We start from the raw sequence: 18,702 nt of genomic DNA, 5'->3' as shown, positions 1-18,702 counted from the left end.
AGCAGAGATTAAATCGCTATCACTAAATGCTATTTTGTCCCCAAAAGCTCAGTTGTTTGCTTGCAAGAATGGCTAAGATCAAGCGAAGTATCGAGTAAATGGGTATCGACGCCATACAAGCCGATAAGCGTATTAAACAAATTGTCATGGGAATGTGTCCCCTGACTCACTTGCGTGATGATACATTGACGGTCGAGTTGCTTTGACTGGGTGTAGCTTTCTGGTAACCATAGATACCAAGGCACATGGGTTTGCTCTGCTGGCGCAAATGCATAAGGGGTGCCATGAAGATACATGCCGCTTTCACCTAGTGATTCACCATGATCAGAGATATACATCATTGCCACTTCATAATCGCTGGCATATAGCTCTAATAGTTTTACGATTTCTGACAAAATATAATCGGTATAAACTAAGGTATTGTCATAGACATTGATGATTTCTTCATCACTGCAATTTTCAAGATCGCTGCGCTCGCAGGCGGGGCTAAAATGCTGCTTATCTTTAGGGTAACGATTGAAATAGGTTGGCCCATGGCTCCCTATCGTGTGCAATATCAATAATTGATTGGTTAAGGTTTGCTGCTTGTTTTCTAATCTCTGCTCGATATGTGAAGCGAACTCGCGCACCAGTACTTGATCATAACAGCTACTACCGTCACACAAGTCATCACTTGAGTCAGTCGGAATATTAAACTCAATCACATGGGCTGCCAGATGTTTATCACCGCCATCATTGTCAAGCCACACCACTTCTGCGCCTGCTCTGTGAATAATGTCTAGTAGGTTGTCACTGGCCAGTGCTTTTTCACGGTTATAATTATCGTGAGTGAGATCGGAAAACATGCAAGGTAATGAATGCGCGGTCGCGGTGCCACATGAGCTGACGTTATTAACAATAATGAAGTCTAAATTTTCAGTGTATGGATTGGTGTTACGACTATAGCCGTAATAAGCCATATTTTGAGCGCGGGCTGTTTCGCCGACGACCAGTACAAATAAAGTTGGCTTAGTTGGGTTGGTATCGATTAAGCGTGCATCTTGGCCTCTAACGGTATAGGGCAAGGGGGTGACAAAGTTGTTTTTATAAAGATATTTTACCGTATTGAAAGCATGGGCGGGTATGATCATTTTTTTAAGGTAAGTATTATTTCGCCCCATGGACACATAGTCCTTATAAAAGCCTAGCAGCACGACTCCTATTAAACCTAAGCCTACAACCACTAATGTTGAGCGTCTCATTAAGGATTTAACTACGCTTTGTGATGGCGTTAGGCGCACTCGCCACAACCATATGGTTGGAATTAGTCCAAACACCACGATATATAAAATAGACGTGGTGCTGATATAGGACAGGGCTTCGCCAGTATTGGTTTCAAAGATATTTTCAATCATGGCGTAATCAAAATATACCTGGTATTTCATGGTGCCATACATGGCTGCTGCAGAGGTGAGCAGTAAGATTGTCAGTAAGGGTTTAAAGATAAACCGAGACGAAAATAAGCAAAAAACAATGATAAAAATGCCCAAGAGTACGAGCGCCGGCGTAAGAGAGAACACTAAATGGCTATCAGTTGATAATTGAAAAATACGTTGGATAAGCCCAAAGTTAATCACCAGCGCAAAATACAGCGCCATCAGCACTATCATCGTTTCTTTGCTGAGTTCTTTTGGGTTAATGGCAGAATATAGGCGCGAGAATGCTGTCATATTAAATGCCTGCTGGTGATGTTAGTCTCTAGTTTTATACTAGTTGAAATTTGGATAGTCGTCCGCTAATTCACCGACACTGGTTTTCAGTGTCTTGGTTAGTCTCGTTTAGCGGCGAATGTTTATCTCTTTAAAGCAAACTCTATCCACGGCCGTTTTATCACGATGATATAAGTCATTATCACTAAAAATCTAAGTCTAAGGCAAAGCATAAATAGCTCATTAAACCGATGGTATGCTTGAACTCTTCAGCGCAGAACTCAACAAAATTATCAGCGCAGACTTGCTCAATGGTGACAGGTTTGATGGCAATAAAATCTTTGCGCTTTAATTCTTCAATGAATGGATGATCTTTATCAAATCCACGCGGTGGTCTTATTAAACGGTCCCCAGATAACTCAAACCCAGCTGCGGCTAATTGTACCGAAGCCTTTTTATAACCGTTAGGGTTTTCATCAATACAATGACGAATGGCATTGAGGGCTTTTGATTCAGGATGCCATATTCCTGCCGCTAAAAAACAACCATCATTGGCAAGGTGTAAATATATGCCCGGGGCATGGACATCTTTTGCTTGAAAATGCCGAAACTGAATACCGACGTTAAGCTTATAAGGGCTTTTATCTTTACTGAATCGACTGTCTCGTTGAGGGCGCATCATACTGCCACCGACTTTTTTAGGTACTGCAGTCAGCCTTGGCGATAAGCTGAGGATGGGCCCTTGCATGGCTTCGATAAACTTAAGGGTTGGGGTGCGCACCAAATCTTCATAGGTTTGCTGATGTTGCTTAAACCATTCTCGGTTGTTGTTATCAGCTAACTGACTTAAAAAATTAAAGCTTTGTTGAGAATACATTGGCTGCCTTATTAGTCTTAATCATTCATTGTCTCATAACGGCATATGATAACCATTAGTTCAAATACTTGTTCAATCATATAGATTAAGGTTAAATTCAATCTATTAACAGCTAGGGGTAAGTATCAGAAAGGCTTATATTAAGCTAGCGCTATGCACTGTCAAAGGCTAATTATTGCAGTATTGATAGTCTAGCCTTGGGATTAAACAGAAAACGTTAAAGGTTTACCATGACGACATCGTTACAAGTGCTTGGTTGGTGTGAATGGGCCACATTTCCAGAAATTGCTAATGAACGGGTCAATATGAAAATTGATACCGGCGCCAAAACATCATGCTTACATGCTTTTAAAATTGAACCCTTTATAAAAAATGACCAAGATTGGATTAAAGTGTGGTTTCATCCTCAGCAAAAGTCGCTGCGTGAAGTTGTGTGTGAGTTTGCGGTGTTTGATCGTCGTAATGTCAAAGATTCTGGCGGACATATAACCAGCCGTTATGTGATAAAAACGCCGATTATCATTGGTGAGCATCATTTTGATATTGAGCTGACATTGACTGCTCGTGACAATATGCAATTTAGAATGCTGCTGGGCAGAAGGGCATTATCAGGAAGATTTTTGGTAGATTCATCCGCATCATACTTGCTTGGCGCTTAATTTAAATTGGTTTTTATTCACAAAACTGAGTCATAAAATAAGGACTTATCGTGGCTTTACATTCCGTATCAATCATCAACCCAACCGTTAGCTCATCGTCTTCGGCTTTAGCTGCTATTTCTAATACAAGCCCTGTAAAGATGACGCCTTCTAAAATCGTCTGTATTGGTCGTAACTATGTCGATCATATCCAAGAGCTGGGCAATGAGATACCTGCAGATATGGTGGTATTTTTAAAACCCAATTCGGCCATCACAACAGAGCTTATTGCCTTTCAACAAGAGCCTATTCATTACGAAACTGAGTTATGTTTTATTATGGAAAACAATCAGTTCTCAGCAGTGGGTGTCGGTTTAGATTTAACCAAAAGGGCACTGCAATCGACACTCAAAACCCAGCAACTACCTTGGGAACGGGCAAAAGCCTTTAACGGCTCGGCGCTATTCAGTGACTTTATTCCCCTTGATTCATTAGGTAAATCAGCCTGCGAAAAGTGGGCTTTTCAATTATCAATCAACGAAAAAGTTATCCAAGTGGGTCACAGCGACTTAATGATGTATAGCACATCTGCCATTAAGCAATCGTTAACTGAATTTATCAGTTTAGAAGACGGTGATATTGTGATGACCGGTACCCCAAAAGGTGTGGGAATGGTTAATGCTGGTGATGTTTTTACCATTAAACTATGGGCAGGAAAAGAGTACCAGGATAGTCATTCAATTGAGGCTTACATGTCGAACAATACGCCTTTGCTAACCCAGCAATGGTTGGCTAAATAGTTTTGTTCAAGATAGTAATCTGATGCTTAGCCGCGAAAGCTTAAAGAGGAAATTTTGATTTTAAGGTCTATACTTTTAGCGAAAGACCTTTATCTTAAATCCTGCTAAAAGGAAAGTTAGTCTGTTATCAGGCTAATAAATTAGCTATAAATGAGCGGCTAATTAAATATGACATTTCCTAATTCCTGTATAGAAAACTATTATAATTTATATCAAAACTTGTTCAATTTCTCTGGTGTCTCATGGTGGTTAATCGATTTATCTGAAGACTCTAATACCTATTATTGCAACGATAGTATGTGTGACATGTTTGCTTTGGATAAACAATTAAGCCATCACAGCGTTAAAAAAACCTGTCCCATTGCTGGAGATTACAATAAAAATATTGCGATAAAAGACTCCCAAAAAGCCAACAAGATCCGCGATGACTACCTTAAATTAAAAAATGGCGTTATCGAAGAGTTCAATAATCGTTTTCCTTATTACGACAGTCGCGTTGATGAAGTACTTTATTTTACCAGTAAGGCAAGGGCGGTTCTGCGTGATGATAAGGGCAACGCAATCATATTATTTGGAGTGATTGAATGTGAACGCACCAGTGCTGAGCTGTTTCAATTATTGAAAATTGATAGCTTAACTGGGCTTAATAACCGCCGTGAATTCGATTCTCAATTAGATTTCGTCATTAATTTAGCCAAAAGAGAACAGAAAAATGTCTCTTTAATCATGTGTGATATTGATTACTTTAAAGCTTACAACGATAGTTTGGGTCATTATCAGGGCGATCAATGCTTAATAAAAGTGGCTCAGTGTATTGCCCGAGTATGCAGCCGTTCGACAGATGTGGTGTGCCGCTATGGTGGCGAAGAGTTTGCCATTATTTGTTATGGCGAAAATGTAGATACGGCTGCACTGGCAGAAGATATTCGCAAAGGTGTCTATGAATTAACTATTCCTCACTTTCAAGGGGCGGAATCGTTGGTCACACTGAGTGTGGGTTTTGTTACCATGACGCCAGATGCTGATACAACGGCCAGAGAGTTTATTGAAAAAGCGGATAGTGCGCTTTATCGCGCCAAAGATCAGGGCAAAAATTGCAGCATTGAATTTACACTTGAAGTGGCTTAATCACGGTGTCTTTATCAATATCTGTCGAGATCCCCGTGATCCGAGCGAAGCGAAAGTTGCGGGGTAGTTCACTAAGTTGACTGGATACGGTTTGGGCGATGGTATAAGTACAATTTTGGTTAATCTGAATATATGGATCTAGAATGTTAAATCTATAAGCCTGTAGAGTAAGGCTTATAGATTGAATTTGTATCATTCTCAGAGTTAATTCACCGCAGATTTCTCTAGCCGGCAGTGTTAAAAATCTGGCTAAATGAAGGGCGTTGATGAATTTCAATTGGCACACTTAGTTTTCTTGCTAAGTCACTAGCTGCAATAATACCGCGAATATGATGAAGTTCGTGATCAATCACTAACATATGGTGCAAGCTGTTTTCTTTTAAAATACGTACCACATCGCTGACTTTTGCAGTGGCAATTTGATCATAGTCAAACGCTTGAAGATCTTCTCTTTTTACCATGACATCAGTCACTAGCACTTCATCAATGTTGTGTTCTAGCTTTTTCGCTGTCATTAATAAATTATGATGTGAGAGCTCTTGCATGGTAACCACACCAAGGAATTTATCATCCTTATCAATAACAAGTCGCATATAAGCATGGGTTTTTTCCATGATTTTACCTGTGCCTACCGCAGTGGTTGACGCATCAACTACGATTGGACGGGCAACATCAAAGTCAGTAAAAATATCTAATGCAGGTGAGTCCATATGTGCAACTTGAACTTTGGTTGACCATAGTAAGTGATCGACAGATGCGGTGCTGAATAGTTGTAAATTTCTCATTGGCTAACTCCGTTACATTAAAATAAGTAGATCTGGTAACTGAATATAGCGTTGGCTAACTTTCAGGATTGGTGCGACGTTTAAAATTGAGGGGCATCAAAAAAACCATAACCTTAGGCAGTAAGAATAGCGCTGCTTAAACATGTAAGGCAAGTACATGAATGACATTTAATATTGGTTAAGCCATTGTTGTGGTTGTGAGTTTTATGTGTGGCGTGTGCCTACTTGTGTTAATGTCGAACCTCTCTAAATTGACGAATCCATTTATCCATGGTTGGCTTGCCTACACTCATGGTTTGAGCAGCTTCAACAATTGAGTAATTTTGAGCTAGCACTAAATTGAGAAGATTCAAGTTTGAACCCTGCGCGAAAAAGTCTTCTTGTACGTTGCTCATAGTGTCACCTGTTAACTTATGAGGTGATGATATCATCTCTAACTAGGTGGCCAAATTAGCTATGACACTACTGACTCCACTCCACAAACTAAGTGCTGCTGTTGCAAGACAACGGCTATCAACAAAGTATGGCGACACAGAAATACAACACAGGCATTTTTACAAACCTAAAAACAGCTACGTTGGAATGTGCTACGACCTAAGGCCAACACTTAACGCGAATAGCGCTATAAAGATGCCTTATTGCTTTCGCATCAGTAAATACATTGCCGCACTAAGCAGTAGCATGGCAATGGTTGTATAAATCCAGTTAACATCGATATTGCCACCTGTCATTAATACAAACACCGGGATTAGAAAAATATAAGCTGAAACTTGTTGCGGTGCTAATTTTACACTGGCTTTTTGAAACAGGAAAAAGCTAATCGCAGTGGCAAAAACAGCAAGGTATAAGCACGCCAACCAAGCATTGCCAGAGACCTGTTGCCAGTTGAAGTCGATTATCTGTGGGGTTAAACAAACCGATAATATAATCGCGGCAGCGATTAGGCTCCAGCCAGTAAATACCATAAAGTTCTCTTGTCGATAGCAGGCTTTTATGACCAGAGGATTAGCTGCCATAGCAATGCAGCCCAGCATAAACAGACTGTAACCTGTGTTCCATTCAAAATCCAAGTTAGCATTCGATTGCTGCAGGACTAAAAAAAGTGACGCACTAAAGCCGACAATAAGTGCTAACCAATGGCTTAACTTACCCACCTTTCTATAAATTAGCATGGTTAATACAGCCGTAATTAACGGCAGCGCAGTGGAGAGTGCACTGGTGGCAAAGGCCGAGGTTTTAGTTAAGGCACTAAACATGGCAGAAAAATAACCCAGTGCGGGCAAGGATACTAAGGCATAACGCAATAGGCTTTTAGCGCTAGGTAAATTAAAGCGCCGAGTAACAATTAATAGGACCACAAATAATGAGGCAGCAATAACGTATCTAAGCCAAGTGGCAATCATTGGTGGAACCTCAAGCATTAATTGCTTGCCTACAGGAAAAGTCATCGCAATGATGAAGGTGAAAAATAGCATTTGGATATGGGGACGCGCCGACTTAAACATATGTAAACCTTAAATGAAAAAAGGGGCGAAAACTCGACCCTTTAGTGTTAATTCTAGCGACTTTTTCACATCGTGCTTTTTAAATAGCGACTTTGCTCTATGGGAATTAATGCTCCCTTTGAACGCTTTGTTGCCAAAACTGCTTCGACAAGTTGGCCGTTTTATTGGATAAACGAGTCATTTGCTCACATTTGATTTTAGCTTGGTCTGTTTGCGCTAAGCTGGTATTGGATAACTCATTAATCACCACGATGGATTGACTGATATCTTCGGCTACCGAGGCTTGTTGGCTCATGGCGGTGGCATTCATTTCTGCCATCGCCTGAATATTATCTAACGAGGCGCGTAACTGATCAAAAGCGCTATCGGCATCCTCTGCTAATTTCACTGAAAGATCTGCTTGTGCCTGACCTGCATCCATAGCTTTAGCTGCGCTTTGGGTACTTTGCTGAAAATTGCTCACAATGCTACCAATTTGAGTGGTGGACTCAGTAGTTCGCATCGACAATTGACGCACCTCATCAGCCACTACGGCAAAACCTCGACCAGATTCCCCCGCTCGGGCGGCTTCAATGGCGGCGTTAAGCGCCAACAAATTAGTTTGCTCAGCAATGCCTTTTATCTCACTAAGTACTGCTGAAATAGCATGGCTGTCATGTTCAATTGATTCAACAATGGTTGAGAAATGGGTCACTTCTTGTCTTAACTTACTAATGGCAGCAACTACATTCACCATACGTTCCTGACCTAATGTGGAAGCGTTATGACTACGGGTAATTTCTTGAGCTGTGTTATTGGTGTTATCACTGACTTCAGTAAAGCTGGTGGTCATTTCCTCCATGGCTGTGGCGACCTGAGTAGTTTGCTGGCATTGGCTTTGAGCACGCTCACGCGTATCAATAATAGTCTGATTAAGTTGCTCACTTTGTTCACTAATTGATGTGGCTGAATCAGCCATGCGGCCAACGACGCCACCGGTTTCAGTGATTAAGTAATTTAATGCTAAATCGATTTTGCTTATGTCAGTTTGGCTACCGGTTAAAATGCCGCAGGCAATGGGGTCGTCAATGATGGTAGTGGCTTTAACCATTAACGCTTTCAAGGGTTGGCAAAGGTAGTTTATGCCTAGTGCTGCGACAATAGTGCAGATTGTCGCGGCCGCAATGCTAAGGGCTGGAGTTGAAATCATGCTGGTGGCAATTGTGCTGATTAACAAGATAAACATTGCCCATAAACTTAGCTTGCCGACAAAACTCATGATGGGACTAGCGAGTTCTTTTGGCGCTATGCCATCATTGAGTTGCTGATAAACCTTTTCTGCAGTCGCAATTTGGGCTTTGGTTGCTTTACGACGAATCGACTGAAATTCATGTATTTCACCATTTTCATATACTGGCGAGATATAGGCATTAACCCAGTAGTATTTACCGCTTTTAGTACGGTTTTTGACGATACCAACCCAAGGTTTTCCGGAGTTAATACATTGCCACATAGACTCGAATGCTTGGGGCGGCATATCTGGATGGCGAACAATATTATGGGGCTGCCCATGTAATTCATCTGCGCTAAATTCTGAGATGTTGATGAACTCTTGATTGGCGTATTTAATGTTTCCTTTAAGGTCGGTGGTCGATAACAGAATGCAGTTATTGGTGAGTGCTCGCTCACTATTTATAATAGGTTGATTTATACGCATGGTAACCATTAGAGGATATAAAAGTGGCTACATTTTGCCTGAGCTGCATTATGGATAAATTGATAGCGGTCAAGTATTTATGATCTATTGTTAAGATTTAAATATTAGCATTTCAATATGTTAACTTTAAAATTAATCTGTTTCACCGTGTCTTATTATTACAAGGGCAAAATGACCAAGTGAAATAAAACAGCTAAGCAGCCAAAGGGGGAATTACTTTCCTCAGGTCTTTTGTCATTCCCTAATTTGTTGCTTAGACCGAATTTTGCAATAAATAGATTAACAATTTAAAGCTTCAGAAATCACTATTGCTTATCAAGATAATCAACCACGGCCTCAGTGCGATTTTCTGCATGTTCGATTAACTCATCAATAGCGCGATAGAAGTCACTTGAGCTTTCTAAGAATGAATAACCTGACAATTCAGTGGTGGCATAGGGCTCAATTAATGCTGAGTAACTGTTGTAGATCGCCTGCATTTTATTCGTTTCATAGGCATCATTAATTACAGTGAGTAAATATTGGTTATAGGTATCGCGATAAGTGTCATCGGCATAAATTTTAGCAATCAGTGGCCAGCTGTTTGAATTAATATCGGCAAAATCTAACGCTAGAGCGCCGCCCATTTTGCCATCTTGTAAGGCTTCATTATTGTCCCATGGGATCCAGGTGAGTTTTGCGGTATCTGGGTCGTTGTATAAGTAAAAATTATGCGGCATTAGGCCATAGGTGTCCCAGTTTTGAATCACCCCGTTTACGGCTAAATACTTAAGGAACACATCCACATCAAATACCGCTTCAAGGTTTGCGCGCCAGGTTTGTGGGTCAGTGCTGGCAGTATCGTCATGTAAGGCGTCAAATAATGCGAGGATATCTGACCAATCCTCATCATCTTCATTGGTTTTCTTCTCAAAGTTGTCTTGGCTAAATGTGCCTTCAATAAACATGGCACCATCATCTTCTGGTTTATATAGGTTGCCATCATCGCTAGCAAACTGGCTATCAATCACAGTATCGTCGACTTCTTCAACCAGCGTATATAAGCCAAAATATTCAGGGCCGTCACCATGATCAACATACAAGGTGTAAAAAGCGGTATGTGATACTGCAAGGCCCGCATCTTTAAAGACATCAGCAGCGACTTTTTCACGTAAAAGTGACTCATCATCATAGTTATTTTTCAGGCTTAACTTTTTGAAACCATAAAAGCGTTGGTTATCGATTTGGGGGTAATCATCTTCAAATTCATCAAAATCTAACTTAAACGACAACTTAAGCACGCCGTTCTGCCAGCTTGATTGCAACGACGAGTTACCTTTAAAGCGGATCCCAACGCGATACCATTGCTTGCCTTCATAATAGATATCCGCAGGCACCATTATTGGGTTTTCATCGCTATCTAGAAGACTATTAGAACCTGAAGATGTGCCAAAACTGCCGTAGGTGTTCGTCATATCATCGAGCATGCTATTCCAGCGGTCTTCGGTAACCACAAAATCTAAGCGTTTGACTTCAGTATCACTGAATACTTCTTCAAAATTAGGATCGACATTTTTACTGTGAGTCTCATCAGTCCAATCAATGGTCTCAAAATCTGTGTCACTGTAATCCTCTTCTGGAATGATAATGCCAGTTTCAGGTGTGGTGTCTTCGGGCTCTGTGGTTTCGTCGTTACCGCTGCAACCTGAAAGTAATAAACCACAGCTAAGGCTTGCGAGTAATAAAAAATGTAAGGGGATCCCGGTTAATCGAGTCGATGAAAAGCAAGCAATGTTGAGCATAAGAAACTCCTGATAATGACGCTATTTTTTGGTAAATGAACGGAATACAAGGTTATTGTCAGGTTAGGGTAATCAATTAAAGTGCAGAACTGGTGCAGAAAGGGTGGAACAAAGCAGTAGTTTTATTGAACTGTCTTGATTGAACCGCCTAGATGGCACCATTTTGATAGGTCGTTAGTTAAGCGGTGCAGTCAATCGCTACAATCACCTATGGATTTAGGGGGCTGAAAGCGGTTAAAACGATGGGACTGTATTATTAACCTAGTGCTTACTCGTTGTCAGTTAAGACTATACGTGGTCAGTTAAGACTAGGCGTGGTCAGTAGAAACTCTAGCGACAATATCTGCAGTGGTACCGGTTTCAGCCAGCTTTGGGAATATAGAGTTAACGCTATTGTTATGAACATCCATATTAAAATCAGTAATGGCATCTGTAGCGATGGTGACATTGTAGCCCAGCTCAAATGCTTGTCTTGCGGTTGATTCCACCCCCATGCTGGTGGCGATACCACTAATGACTACTTGGGTGACTTTTAATGATGCTAAGTACTTATGCAGCTCAGTTGAAGCAAAAGCGCCCCAAGTGTTTTTGGTTAACTGTAAATCCTCTTGCTGAGGTTGTAACTCATCAATCAAGTGGCTCCAATTTTCTGGTTTTTGTTGCTGCACTCTGACTTGTTCGGTGCGCCCAGGAGCGATGCCATCAACATTAACTAATACAATGGGGAAACTGGCATAGCGAAATAATGACACTAACTTACAACTATTCTCGATGACTTCTTGGATGGGGTGGCAAGTATCTAAGGTCACCAGACCTTGTTGTAAATCGATTACGATCAAGGCTGTTTGGGCATCAATGGTGGTAATACTCATAACGATAGCTCCTAGTTGTTAAGCGGCTTTGACTGACGAGGATCAAATACACCCAATATACCATCATAGCTTAACGGACAAGGGCTAGCATCACTGAGTCGGCAGTATCGTTGGTTTTTGGTGATAAATGACAGCAGTAACGGAAAATAACTTTACTTGGGATAAGGATGATTTTGCTGCTAACTCAAAGCCATGAATAATAACTGCTTGAATTACCACCTAGAAGCACGTAATACTCTTGTTAGCATGTTTATTGTTCAATCTGATATGGAGCATCGATTTTGGAGCATATAGTTTGGAATTTAGACCCTGTTATGTTGTCGTTTATGGGGCTAAAAATACATTGGTATGGCGTGTTGTTTGCCACCGCCATTATCAGTGGTTTTTTGGTTATGAGGCGTATTTATGTGCTTGAAGAGCTTGATGTTGAGTCATTAGATGATTTAGTCATATATTGCGTAGTTGGCATTGTTGTGGGGGCGCGTTTAGGGCATGTAATGTTTTATGAGCCAGGCTATTACTTTGCCAACCCCTTAAAAATATTTGCCATTTGGAAAGGCGGGCTTGCCAGTCACGGCGGCACGGTCGGCGTGTTATTAGCCATGTACCTTTATAAACGCAAGGTGCAGTTACCGTTTTTATTCTTGATGGATCGCATTGCCATTGCTACGGGGATTTTCTGCTTTTTTGTCCGTATGGCTAATTTTACCAATTCAGAAATTGTCGGGGTGCCAACAGATAAGCCTTGGGGAATAATTTTTCAGCGTATTGATATGCTGCCACGTCATCCGGCGCAATTATATGAAGCAATCACCTATTTAGGGCTATTTATTCTAATGTGGCTGCTATATCGCTTTACTGAGATGAAACAAAAACAAGGGGCATTATTAGGGCTATTTCTAGCGTTGGTTTATGGCTCACGTTATTTAATTGAATTTGTAAAAGTAAGACAGGCTGACTTTGCCCAAGATTGGAGTATGAGTGTAGGGCAAATGCTTAGTGTGCCATTTGTGCTATTGGGGCTAGGGTTAGTGGTTATGGCTTATATGAAAAAGCTGCCAGATGCTTCAGTCAGTTAGCTTTAAGCGATAAAAAAATGCCAGCGATTATATCGCTGGCATTTTTCAAAAAGGGATAGATATTTTGGTGCTGCAAAATGCTAAGCGCTCACTTGAGCTTAATCGCGCAAGGTCCTACTGCGTTTCTTAAGGGGACTAGCTTTTCATTGGCCAAGAGATTTTTTTACTCCCGTAGTAGCCAAGCAGCATACTGGCCATGAACCAGTAAATCGCCGACTCACCGCGTAACAAACTTGCCACCGCAGGTCCTGGGCAAATGCCTACCATTCCCCAGCCAAGACCAAAAATAACTGAGCCAATAATTAACTTAGGTGTAAGCCCCTGTGGCGTCGTTGGCATTTCATCGCCATTAACGGCATGAGTACGGGGTTTGATTAAAAAATGATAACTTGGCAAAAATACCAATAGTGCGCCACCAATAACAAACGCTAAGCTGCCATCCCAATTGCCGGTGACATCCAAAAAATTAAGCACCTTGTAAGGGTTTACCATTTGCGAAATATTCATACCTAAGCCAAATAACAGCCCGGTGATTAACCCTACTAAGACCTTAAACATGCACACCTCCAGACAACCACACCACTAACGCCGCACTTAACATAAATATCACAGTGGCAATCATTGAGCGCATTGATAGGCGACCTATGCCGCAAATACCATGGCCGCTAGTGCAGCCATTAGCGAGTTGGGTACCAATACCGACAGCTAACCCGCCAACCAATAACCAAGTTAATGAATAGTCAGGTAAAGCGGCAGTGTGAAGGCCCATTAAAGGGTCAAACAATAAACTGGCAGCCATGGCGATAACAAAAGCCACTCGCCATGCTCTGTCTTTGTTGTTAGCGCCAAAAATGCCGCCTAAAATGCCACTGATCCCGGCTGTTTTGCCACTCAATAGCATGAGCATGGTTACCGAAAGGCCTAATAGCATTCCGCCAAATAAGGCACTCCAAGGGGTGAATTCTGTCATTCAACACTCCAATATAATTTAACGGCTGTAACACCTAATTGTCAGTGTGGTAACAATTAACGCTATCGCGCAGCATTAATTTCACACAAGCCATTGTTAAAGCAAGGTTTTAGAGCAGTATACAAGAGCGGGTATATTAATAAAATCTAATCTTATGAAATTTTGTTTAACTAGTTGTGCATTAGAAAAAACTTATGGATAATGTGTTTTATTCAATATGTGGACTATATAGAACGATGAATAAAAAGTATGGCAGACGACATCGTCGCAAAACACTAAGTTGCCATTACAGTTATTTCAGTTCAGCAATCGGTTGTAACGGGAGAGAGTCATGTCAAAAATTTTAATTATCGGTGGTGTAGCGGGTGGCGGATCAGCTGCAGCGCGTGCTCGTCGTCTTAGTGAAGATGCTGAAATCATCATGTTTGAACGAGGCGAGTTCGTATCGTTCGCCAATTGTGGTTTGCCTTACCATATTGGTGGTGACATCAAAGATAGAAGCAAGCTATTGCTACAAACGCCAGAAAGTTTCTTGGCACGCTTTAACGTTGATGTTCGCGTCATGAATGAAGTAACTGCAATCAATAGCGTAACTAAGTCGGTCACGGTAAAAGATTTGATCAGTGGCAATGAATACACTGAAACTTATGACAAGCTGTTACTTAGCCCAGGTGCTGGCCCCATTGTTCCGCCTATTGCTGGCATTGATAATCCGCTGACGCACTCGTTACGCAATATCCCAGATATGGATCGCATTCTTAATACCATCAAAACCAATAAACCCGAGCACGCAACAGTGGTTGGCGGTGGCTTTATTGGGTTAGAAATGATGGAAGCGTTTCATCAACTAGGGATAAAAACCACTTTAATTGAAATGGCCGAGCAGGTGATGACTCCTGTTGATCGTGAAATGGCAGGATTTGCTCATGCTGAAATTCGCCAGCAAGGTGTGGATTTAAAACTTGGAGTAGCACTTGAAGCTGTTGAGTTTACTCCTTGCGATCATATCTTAAGTATTGAGTCGGGCGAAAATGAAGCCCACCAACACAAGCAAGGTAAGTTAAGCCTTAGCCTTAATAATGGTGAGTCCTTAGAGACTGATATTCTTATTATGGCCATTGGTGTTCGACCTGAAACCAAACTTGCTAAAGAAGCGGGTTTAAAAATTGGCGATTTAGGCGGTATTTATACCAATGAAAACATGCAAACCAGTGATCCAGATATTTATGCCGTTGGTGATGCAGTAGAAGACAAAGACTTTGTGACTGGTAAGCAAACCTTAGTGCCGCTAGCAGGGCCAGCTAACCGCCAAGGGCGTATGGCAGCAGATAATATGCTTGGCCGCAATGAAACCTATAAGGGTACACAAGGCACCGCAATTTGTAAGATTTTTGACCTTGCAGTTGCTTCAACAGGTCAAAATGAAAAGCAATTAAAGCGTGATGGCGTTGAATACCAAAAAGTGTATGTGCATACCGCAAGCCATGCAAGCTACTACCCAGGTGCAGAAATTGTCTCGTTTAAAATGCTATTTGACCCTAAAACAGGCAAGATTTTTGGCGCTCAAGCAGTGGGCAAAGATGGGGTCGATAAACGTATTGATGTGATGGCGGTTGCCCAACGTGCCGGTATGACAGTTGAACAGCTACAAGACCTTGAACTGACCTATGCACCGCCTTATGGCAGCGCTAAAGATGTCATCAACCAAGCGGCATTTGTAGCCAATAACCTTATCAAAGGTGATGCAAGCGCGATACATTTTGAAGAAATGGATGATTTATCGGCAGATCAACTCTTGTTAGATGTCCGTAACCCAGGCGAGCTTGAAGCGGGTGGCTGTATCGCTGGCGCGATTAATATCCCTGTAGATCAACTGCGTCAACGCATGAGCGAATTACCAAAAGACAAAGAAATCGTCATTTATTGTCAAGTAGGCCTGCGCGGTAACGTCGCTTATCGTCAGCTGGTGAATAACGGCTTTAAAGCCCGAAACCTTATCGGCGGTTACCGCACCTATAAGTTTGCTAAAGCATAAAAGCTTTTTTTAATTTTTAGTTGTTATTAAAAAAGCCTGCAGTAATTTGCAGGCTTTTTTTTAAGTTAACTGTCCCGTCCTGAGATAAGTTGAATATGCTTTTATTTCTAATTAGTTATTGTGCTCAGTAATTCAATGGCTAAAACTTTAGTATTGAAATTCAACTTAATCATTTAAATTTACCACTTGTAAGCTGAATTAGCTTATTTTTAAGGCTGTAGGTTACGGCTTATAGCTGTAGCAAGCTAAATAATGTATGTGAGCCTAGAAGATAATAACTGCGACACCCCATGGTGAAAGTACGTTGAGAACAAGGAGGTGGCTACATACTTTTAAACCTTAGGTAAACATGATGAATTACTCAAAGTTATGTCCATGCTGTAAAGAAGAAACCGTTTTTTATAAGATTCATCGTACTTTTTGGGAAAGAAACTTTAAGTATAAAGAGTGGGATAAGCTATGTTGTCACGCTTGCGAATCTATTTTTTTTATTAATAAAGTACACCCACAGCAACATAAAATAGTGTTGAATACTGTACTTAAATCACATTGAATTTTTAAAACATTAATTTAAACAACAAGGATAATTGTGCGTTTTTGACAATTATCAGTTACTTCAAATCATGGCTTTTAATAAAGTTAATTATTATAAGCGAATGGACTACAGCCTTAGATTCGTCATTTGATGGATATGAATACACAAATGTCACAGCTGTGCTTACACGAAAGGTTGACCTTTCACATCCATGTGATCGTGATATTTGTATCTTATACTGCCCCTACGGCAGGTAATTGGGGCTTAAATGCAATCCCCAACTCCAGCCAGATGTTAAAACCTAAAAAAACCAACAAAAAAGGCATCTTTCGATGCCTTTTCTTTTTAGCTTTAAACCCGAAATAACTAAAGGTTATTTCAACAACGCCACTGCTTCCATATCCAGTTCTATATCAGTACAACCTTTGGCACAATATATTCCTGGTGCTTTGTCTGTCGGCTTCGCCTTTTTAGTATTAGGCGGCAATTGCAGCGTGAGCGGTTTTTTACATTCACTGCATTCTGCGCTGTTGCCTTTCAGCATGCGCTTTATCAAGTTCTTTTGTTGGTTAAATGACTCTTGTGTGGTGCCATTTACCGCTGAAAAATCCAGTTTTTGTGTTTCGCTCATTACCGCTACCTATATGAAAATTGTCTTAGCTTGATTACAGCACTTAATCACTTGACCTGATCAAGCGGGCTCCAACGTTGTAATGCTACTGGTATTGCTACGCCTTGGGCGGTCAGTAGATTAATACGTGCTTGATAAGCTGCGCCGTGCATCAAGTGTTTTGCTAAGTCTACCGCATTTCGCTGGGTATAATCATCTAAATAGCTGCCTTTTGCCCATTCATTGAACGCGCCAAGTGCTGGACCTGCCCAAATTTGGTAATCCATTTCACGGCCAACTTCACCTGAATTCGACCAGCGACTTGAAAGGCCAAGGTACCAACGGAAAATAAGCGCCATTTTACGTTTTGGATTACCTTGTGCGCGTTCGATTTGCTTAGGATCGCGTTCGTTAAAATGCGCCACTGTTCCTGCCCAAATCTCATCAAGGCTTGAACGGAATACTTGTTTTTCAAGTTTTTCACGCTCCTCTGCTGGAATCGCTTCAATTGACTCATAACGGCTATAAATCTCATAAAGCTTGTTCGCGCGCATCGGGAATAACGTGCCGCGTTTAACCACTTGCAGTTTCACGCCCATTTCGAACATGTCCGCAGCGGGTGCCATGGTCACGTCAGCCATTTCAGTGGTGGCAAGCAGTTTACGAGTATGTTCACTGGCGCCTGCTTCAACACACGCTTGGTTGATAGAGCCGGTAACAATATAAGCTGCGCCCATATTGAAGGTCGCCAGCGCGGCATCAGGGGTACCCACGCCGCCACCACAACCGACACGAATAGGCGGGTTGTAGTTGTATTCAGCTTGTACCTTGTCTTTTAAGGCCAAGATAGTCGGCAGTAACGTCACTAAAGGTCGGTTATCGGTATGACCGCCAGAGTCAGCTTCTGCAGTAATATCATCAGCCATAGGAACAAGCTGAGCTAGCTCCATTTGCTCGGGGGTGATTAAGCCTTCATCAACCAATTTTTGCAGTATTTTAACTGGCGCAGGTTGCATGAACTTAATCGCGACTTCGGTGCGGCTCACTTTGGCGATAACTTTGTTAGCAACAACCACATTGCCGCTAGCATCACGGCTTAAACCTGCCGCGCGGTAGTAAACAATTTGCGGTGTTAAGCCTAAGAAAGCCGATGCTTCAACGGTGCGTACTTTATGTTTTAAAAATAACTCAACGCTACCACGCTCAAGGGCAGGCTCGCTTGGGCTGTGAATTAAGTTAAACATGTACGGGCCGTTTGGCAGCGCCGCTTGAATGCGGTTAATGGCTTGCTCTACCCGTGAAGGAATTAAGCCCGCAGCGCCAAACGAACATAAGATGCCCGCTTGACCGAGGGCGATAACTAATTCTTCAGATGAAATACCATTAGCCATTGCGCCAGCATAGTATGCGTATTTAACCCCGTGTACACGGCGGAAGTTACTATCACCTAAGCTCTGGGTGCCAAGTGCGGGTGCAAAAGCGCTGACAGGTAAGTCTTGGCCGCTGCTAATGCTTTCTGTGACCACTTGGGCTTTTTGAGAAACCCCTAAGCCTTTTTCAGGATGGCTCACCAAGTAACAAGCTTGGGAAAGCTCTTTTAATTTATTACCGATAGCGGCAGGGTCAAAGCTGGCATCACTTGGGGCAACTTGCCAAGGCCATGGAGATAGCTTTTCGTTTTGAGTGCTAATTGTCATTATTAA

The 18,702-nt window shown here is 41.7% G+C and carries 16 protein-coding genes and 1 pseudogene; 5 read left to right on the top strand and 12 right to left on the bottom strand.

Annotation, left to right across the window (positions count from 1 at the left end; genetic code table 11):
• Positions 1-29 precede the first annotated feature (29 nt).
• Complete coding sequence (locus Q4546_RS07570; protein ID WP_303446007.1) at positions 30-1,709, bottom strand: phosphoethanolamine transferase; 1,680 nt, start codon at positions 1,707-1,709, stop codon at positions 30-32.
• Between the two features lie 184 nt (positions 1,710-1,893).
• Positions 1,894-2,565 (bottom strand): DUF2461 domain-containing protein, encoded by a 672-nt coding sequence (locus Q4546_RS07565; RefSeq protein ID WP_102437567.1) that lies wholly within the window; start codon positions 2,563-2,565, stop codon positions 1,894-1,896.
• A gap of 230 nt (positions 2,566-2,795) precedes the next feature.
• Here Q4546_RS07565 and Q4546_RS07560 point away from each other — a divergent pair, with 230 nt between their 5' ends.
• The 3 genes from Q4546_RS07560 to Q4546_RS07550 all read left to right on the top strand — a co-directional run bounded on the left by Q4546_RS07560 (position 2,796) and on the right by Q4546_RS07550 (position 5,131).
• The gene (locus Q4546_RS07560) at positions 2,796-3,224 is read left to right on the top strand and encodes a RimK/LysX family protein (RefSeq protein WP_102437565.1); all 429 of its coding nucleotides are present in this window, start codon (positions 2,796-2,798) and stop codon (positions 3,222-3,224) included.
• Positions 3,225-3,364: 140 nt separating this feature from the next.
• Entirely contained in the window at positions 3,365-4,003 is a 639-nt protein-coding gene (locus Q4546_RS07555) for a fumarylacetoacetate hydrolase family protein (protein ID WP_303446060.1), read from the top strand.
• Between the two features lie 168 nt (positions 4,004-4,171).
• Complete coding sequence (locus Q4546_RS07550; protein WP_303446006.1) at positions 4,172-5,131, top strand: diguanylate cyclase; 960 nt, start codon at positions 4,172-4,174, stop codon at positions 5,129-5,131.
• Between the two features lie 224 nt (positions 5,132-5,355).
• Here the strand turns inward: Q4546_RS07550 and Q4546_RS07545 are convergent, their stop codons facing one another.
• The 6 genes and pseudogenes from Q4546_RS07545 to Q4546_RS07520 all read right to left on the bottom strand — a co-directional run bounded on the left by Q4546_RS07545 (position 5,356) and on the right by Q4546_RS07520 (position 11,770).
• Complete coding sequence (locus Q4546_RS07545; protein ID WP_102437561.1) at positions 5,356-5,916, bottom strand: CBS domain-containing protein; 561 nt, start codon at positions 5,914-5,916, stop codon at positions 5,356-5,358.
• 245 nt (positions 5,917-6,161) lie between these two features.
• Positions 6,162-6,306, bottom strand: a pseudogene (locus Q4546_RS07540) (IS3 family transposase); the annotation flags it as partial.
• A gap of 245 nt (positions 6,307-6,551) precedes the next feature.
• Positions 6,552-7,421, bottom strand: coding sequence for a DMT family transporter (locus Q4546_RS07535; protein ID WP_102437559.1), 870 nt, complete (start codon positions 7,419-7,421; stop codon positions 6,552-6,554).
• Positions 7,422-7,527: 106 nt separating this feature from the next.
• On the bottom strand, positions 7,528-9,117 hold the full coding sequence (locus tag Q4546_RS07530; RefSeq protein WP_303410872.1) for a PAS domain-containing methyl-accepting chemotaxis protein: 1,590 nt from the start codon (positions 9,115-9,117) through the stop codon (positions 7,528-7,530).
• Positions 9,118-9,422: 305 nt separating this feature from the next.
• Positions 9,423-10,898: a CotH kinase family protein gene (locus Q4546_RS07525; RefSeq protein WP_102520741.1), complete on the bottom strand. Its 1,476-nt coding sequence runs from the start codon at positions 10,896-10,898 to the stop codon at positions 9,423-9,425.
• 308 nt (positions 10,899-11,206) lie between these two features.
• On the bottom strand, positions 11,207-11,770 hold the full coding sequence (locus tag Q4546_RS07520) for an isochorismatase family protein (protein ID WP_303446005.1): 564 nt from the start codon (positions 11,768-11,770) through the stop codon (positions 11,207-11,209).
• 281 nt (positions 11,771-12,051) lie between these two features.
• Between Q4546_RS07520 and lgt the strand changes: the two genes are divergently transcribed.
• Positions 12,052-12,849, top strand: a complete 798-nt coding sequence (gene lgt, locus Q4546_RS07515; protein ID WP_102531625.1) for a prolipoprotein diacylglyceryl transferase — start codon at positions 12,052-12,054, stop codon at positions 12,847-12,849.
• A gap of 135 nt (positions 12,850-12,984) precedes the next feature.
• Here lgt and Q4546_RS07510 read toward each other — a convergent pair whose 3' ends face one another.
• Together Q4546_RS07510 and Q4546_RS07505 are read right to left on the bottom strand one after the other, a co-directional pair.
• A complete protein-coding gene (locus Q4546_RS07510) occupies positions 12,985-13,407 on the bottom strand; it encodes a YeeE/YedE family protein (RefSeq protein ID WP_198589356.1) in 423 nt (140 codons plus the stop codon).
• Positions 13,400-13,819, bottom strand: coding sequence for a YeeE/YedE family protein (locus tag Q4546_RS07505; protein WP_076537249.1), 420 nt, complete (start codon positions 13,817-13,819; stop codon positions 13,400-13,402). Before Q4546_RS07505 ends, Q4546_RS07510 begins: the two co-directional genes overlap by 8 nt.
• 331 nt (positions 13,820-14,150) lie before the next feature.
• Here Q4546_RS07505 and Q4546_RS07500 point away from each other — a divergent pair, with 331 nt between their 5' ends.
• On the top strand, positions 14,151-15,854 hold the full coding sequence (locus Q4546_RS07500) for an FAD-dependent oxidoreductase (protein ID WP_102437550.1): 1,704 nt from the start codon (positions 14,151-14,153) through the stop codon (positions 15,852-15,854).
• A 908-nt stretch (positions 15,855-16,762) separates the two neighbouring features.
• Here Q4546_RS07500 and Q4546_RS07495 read toward each other — a convergent pair.
• Both Q4546_RS07495 and pfaD read right to left on the bottom strand, forming a co-directional pair.
• Positions 16,763-17,020 carry a hypothetical protein gene (locus Q4546_RS07495; protein ID WP_076537243.1) on the bottom strand — a complete coding sequence of 86 codons (258 nt, stop codon included), beginning with the start codon at positions 17,018-17,020 and terminating at the stop codon, positions 16,763-16,765.
• Positions 17,021-17,067: 47 nt separating this feature from the next.
• Positions 17,068-18,696, bottom strand: a complete 1,629-nt coding sequence (pfaD, locus tag Q4546_RS07490; RefSeq protein WP_102437546.1) for an eicosapentaenoate synthase subunit PfaD — start codon at positions 18,694-18,696, stop codon at positions 17,068-17,070.
• Positions 18,697-18,702 lie beyond the last annotated feature (6 nt).

The sequence above is a fragment of the Shewanella sp. 4_MG-2023 genome, assembly GCF_030548015.1.
Lineage (GTDB): Bacteria > Pseudomonadota > Gammaproteobacteria > Enterobacterales > Shewanellaceae > Shewanella.
The sequence above is the reverse complement of the archived record's forward strand: the minus strand, read 5'-3'. Positions and strand labels throughout refer to the sequence as shown.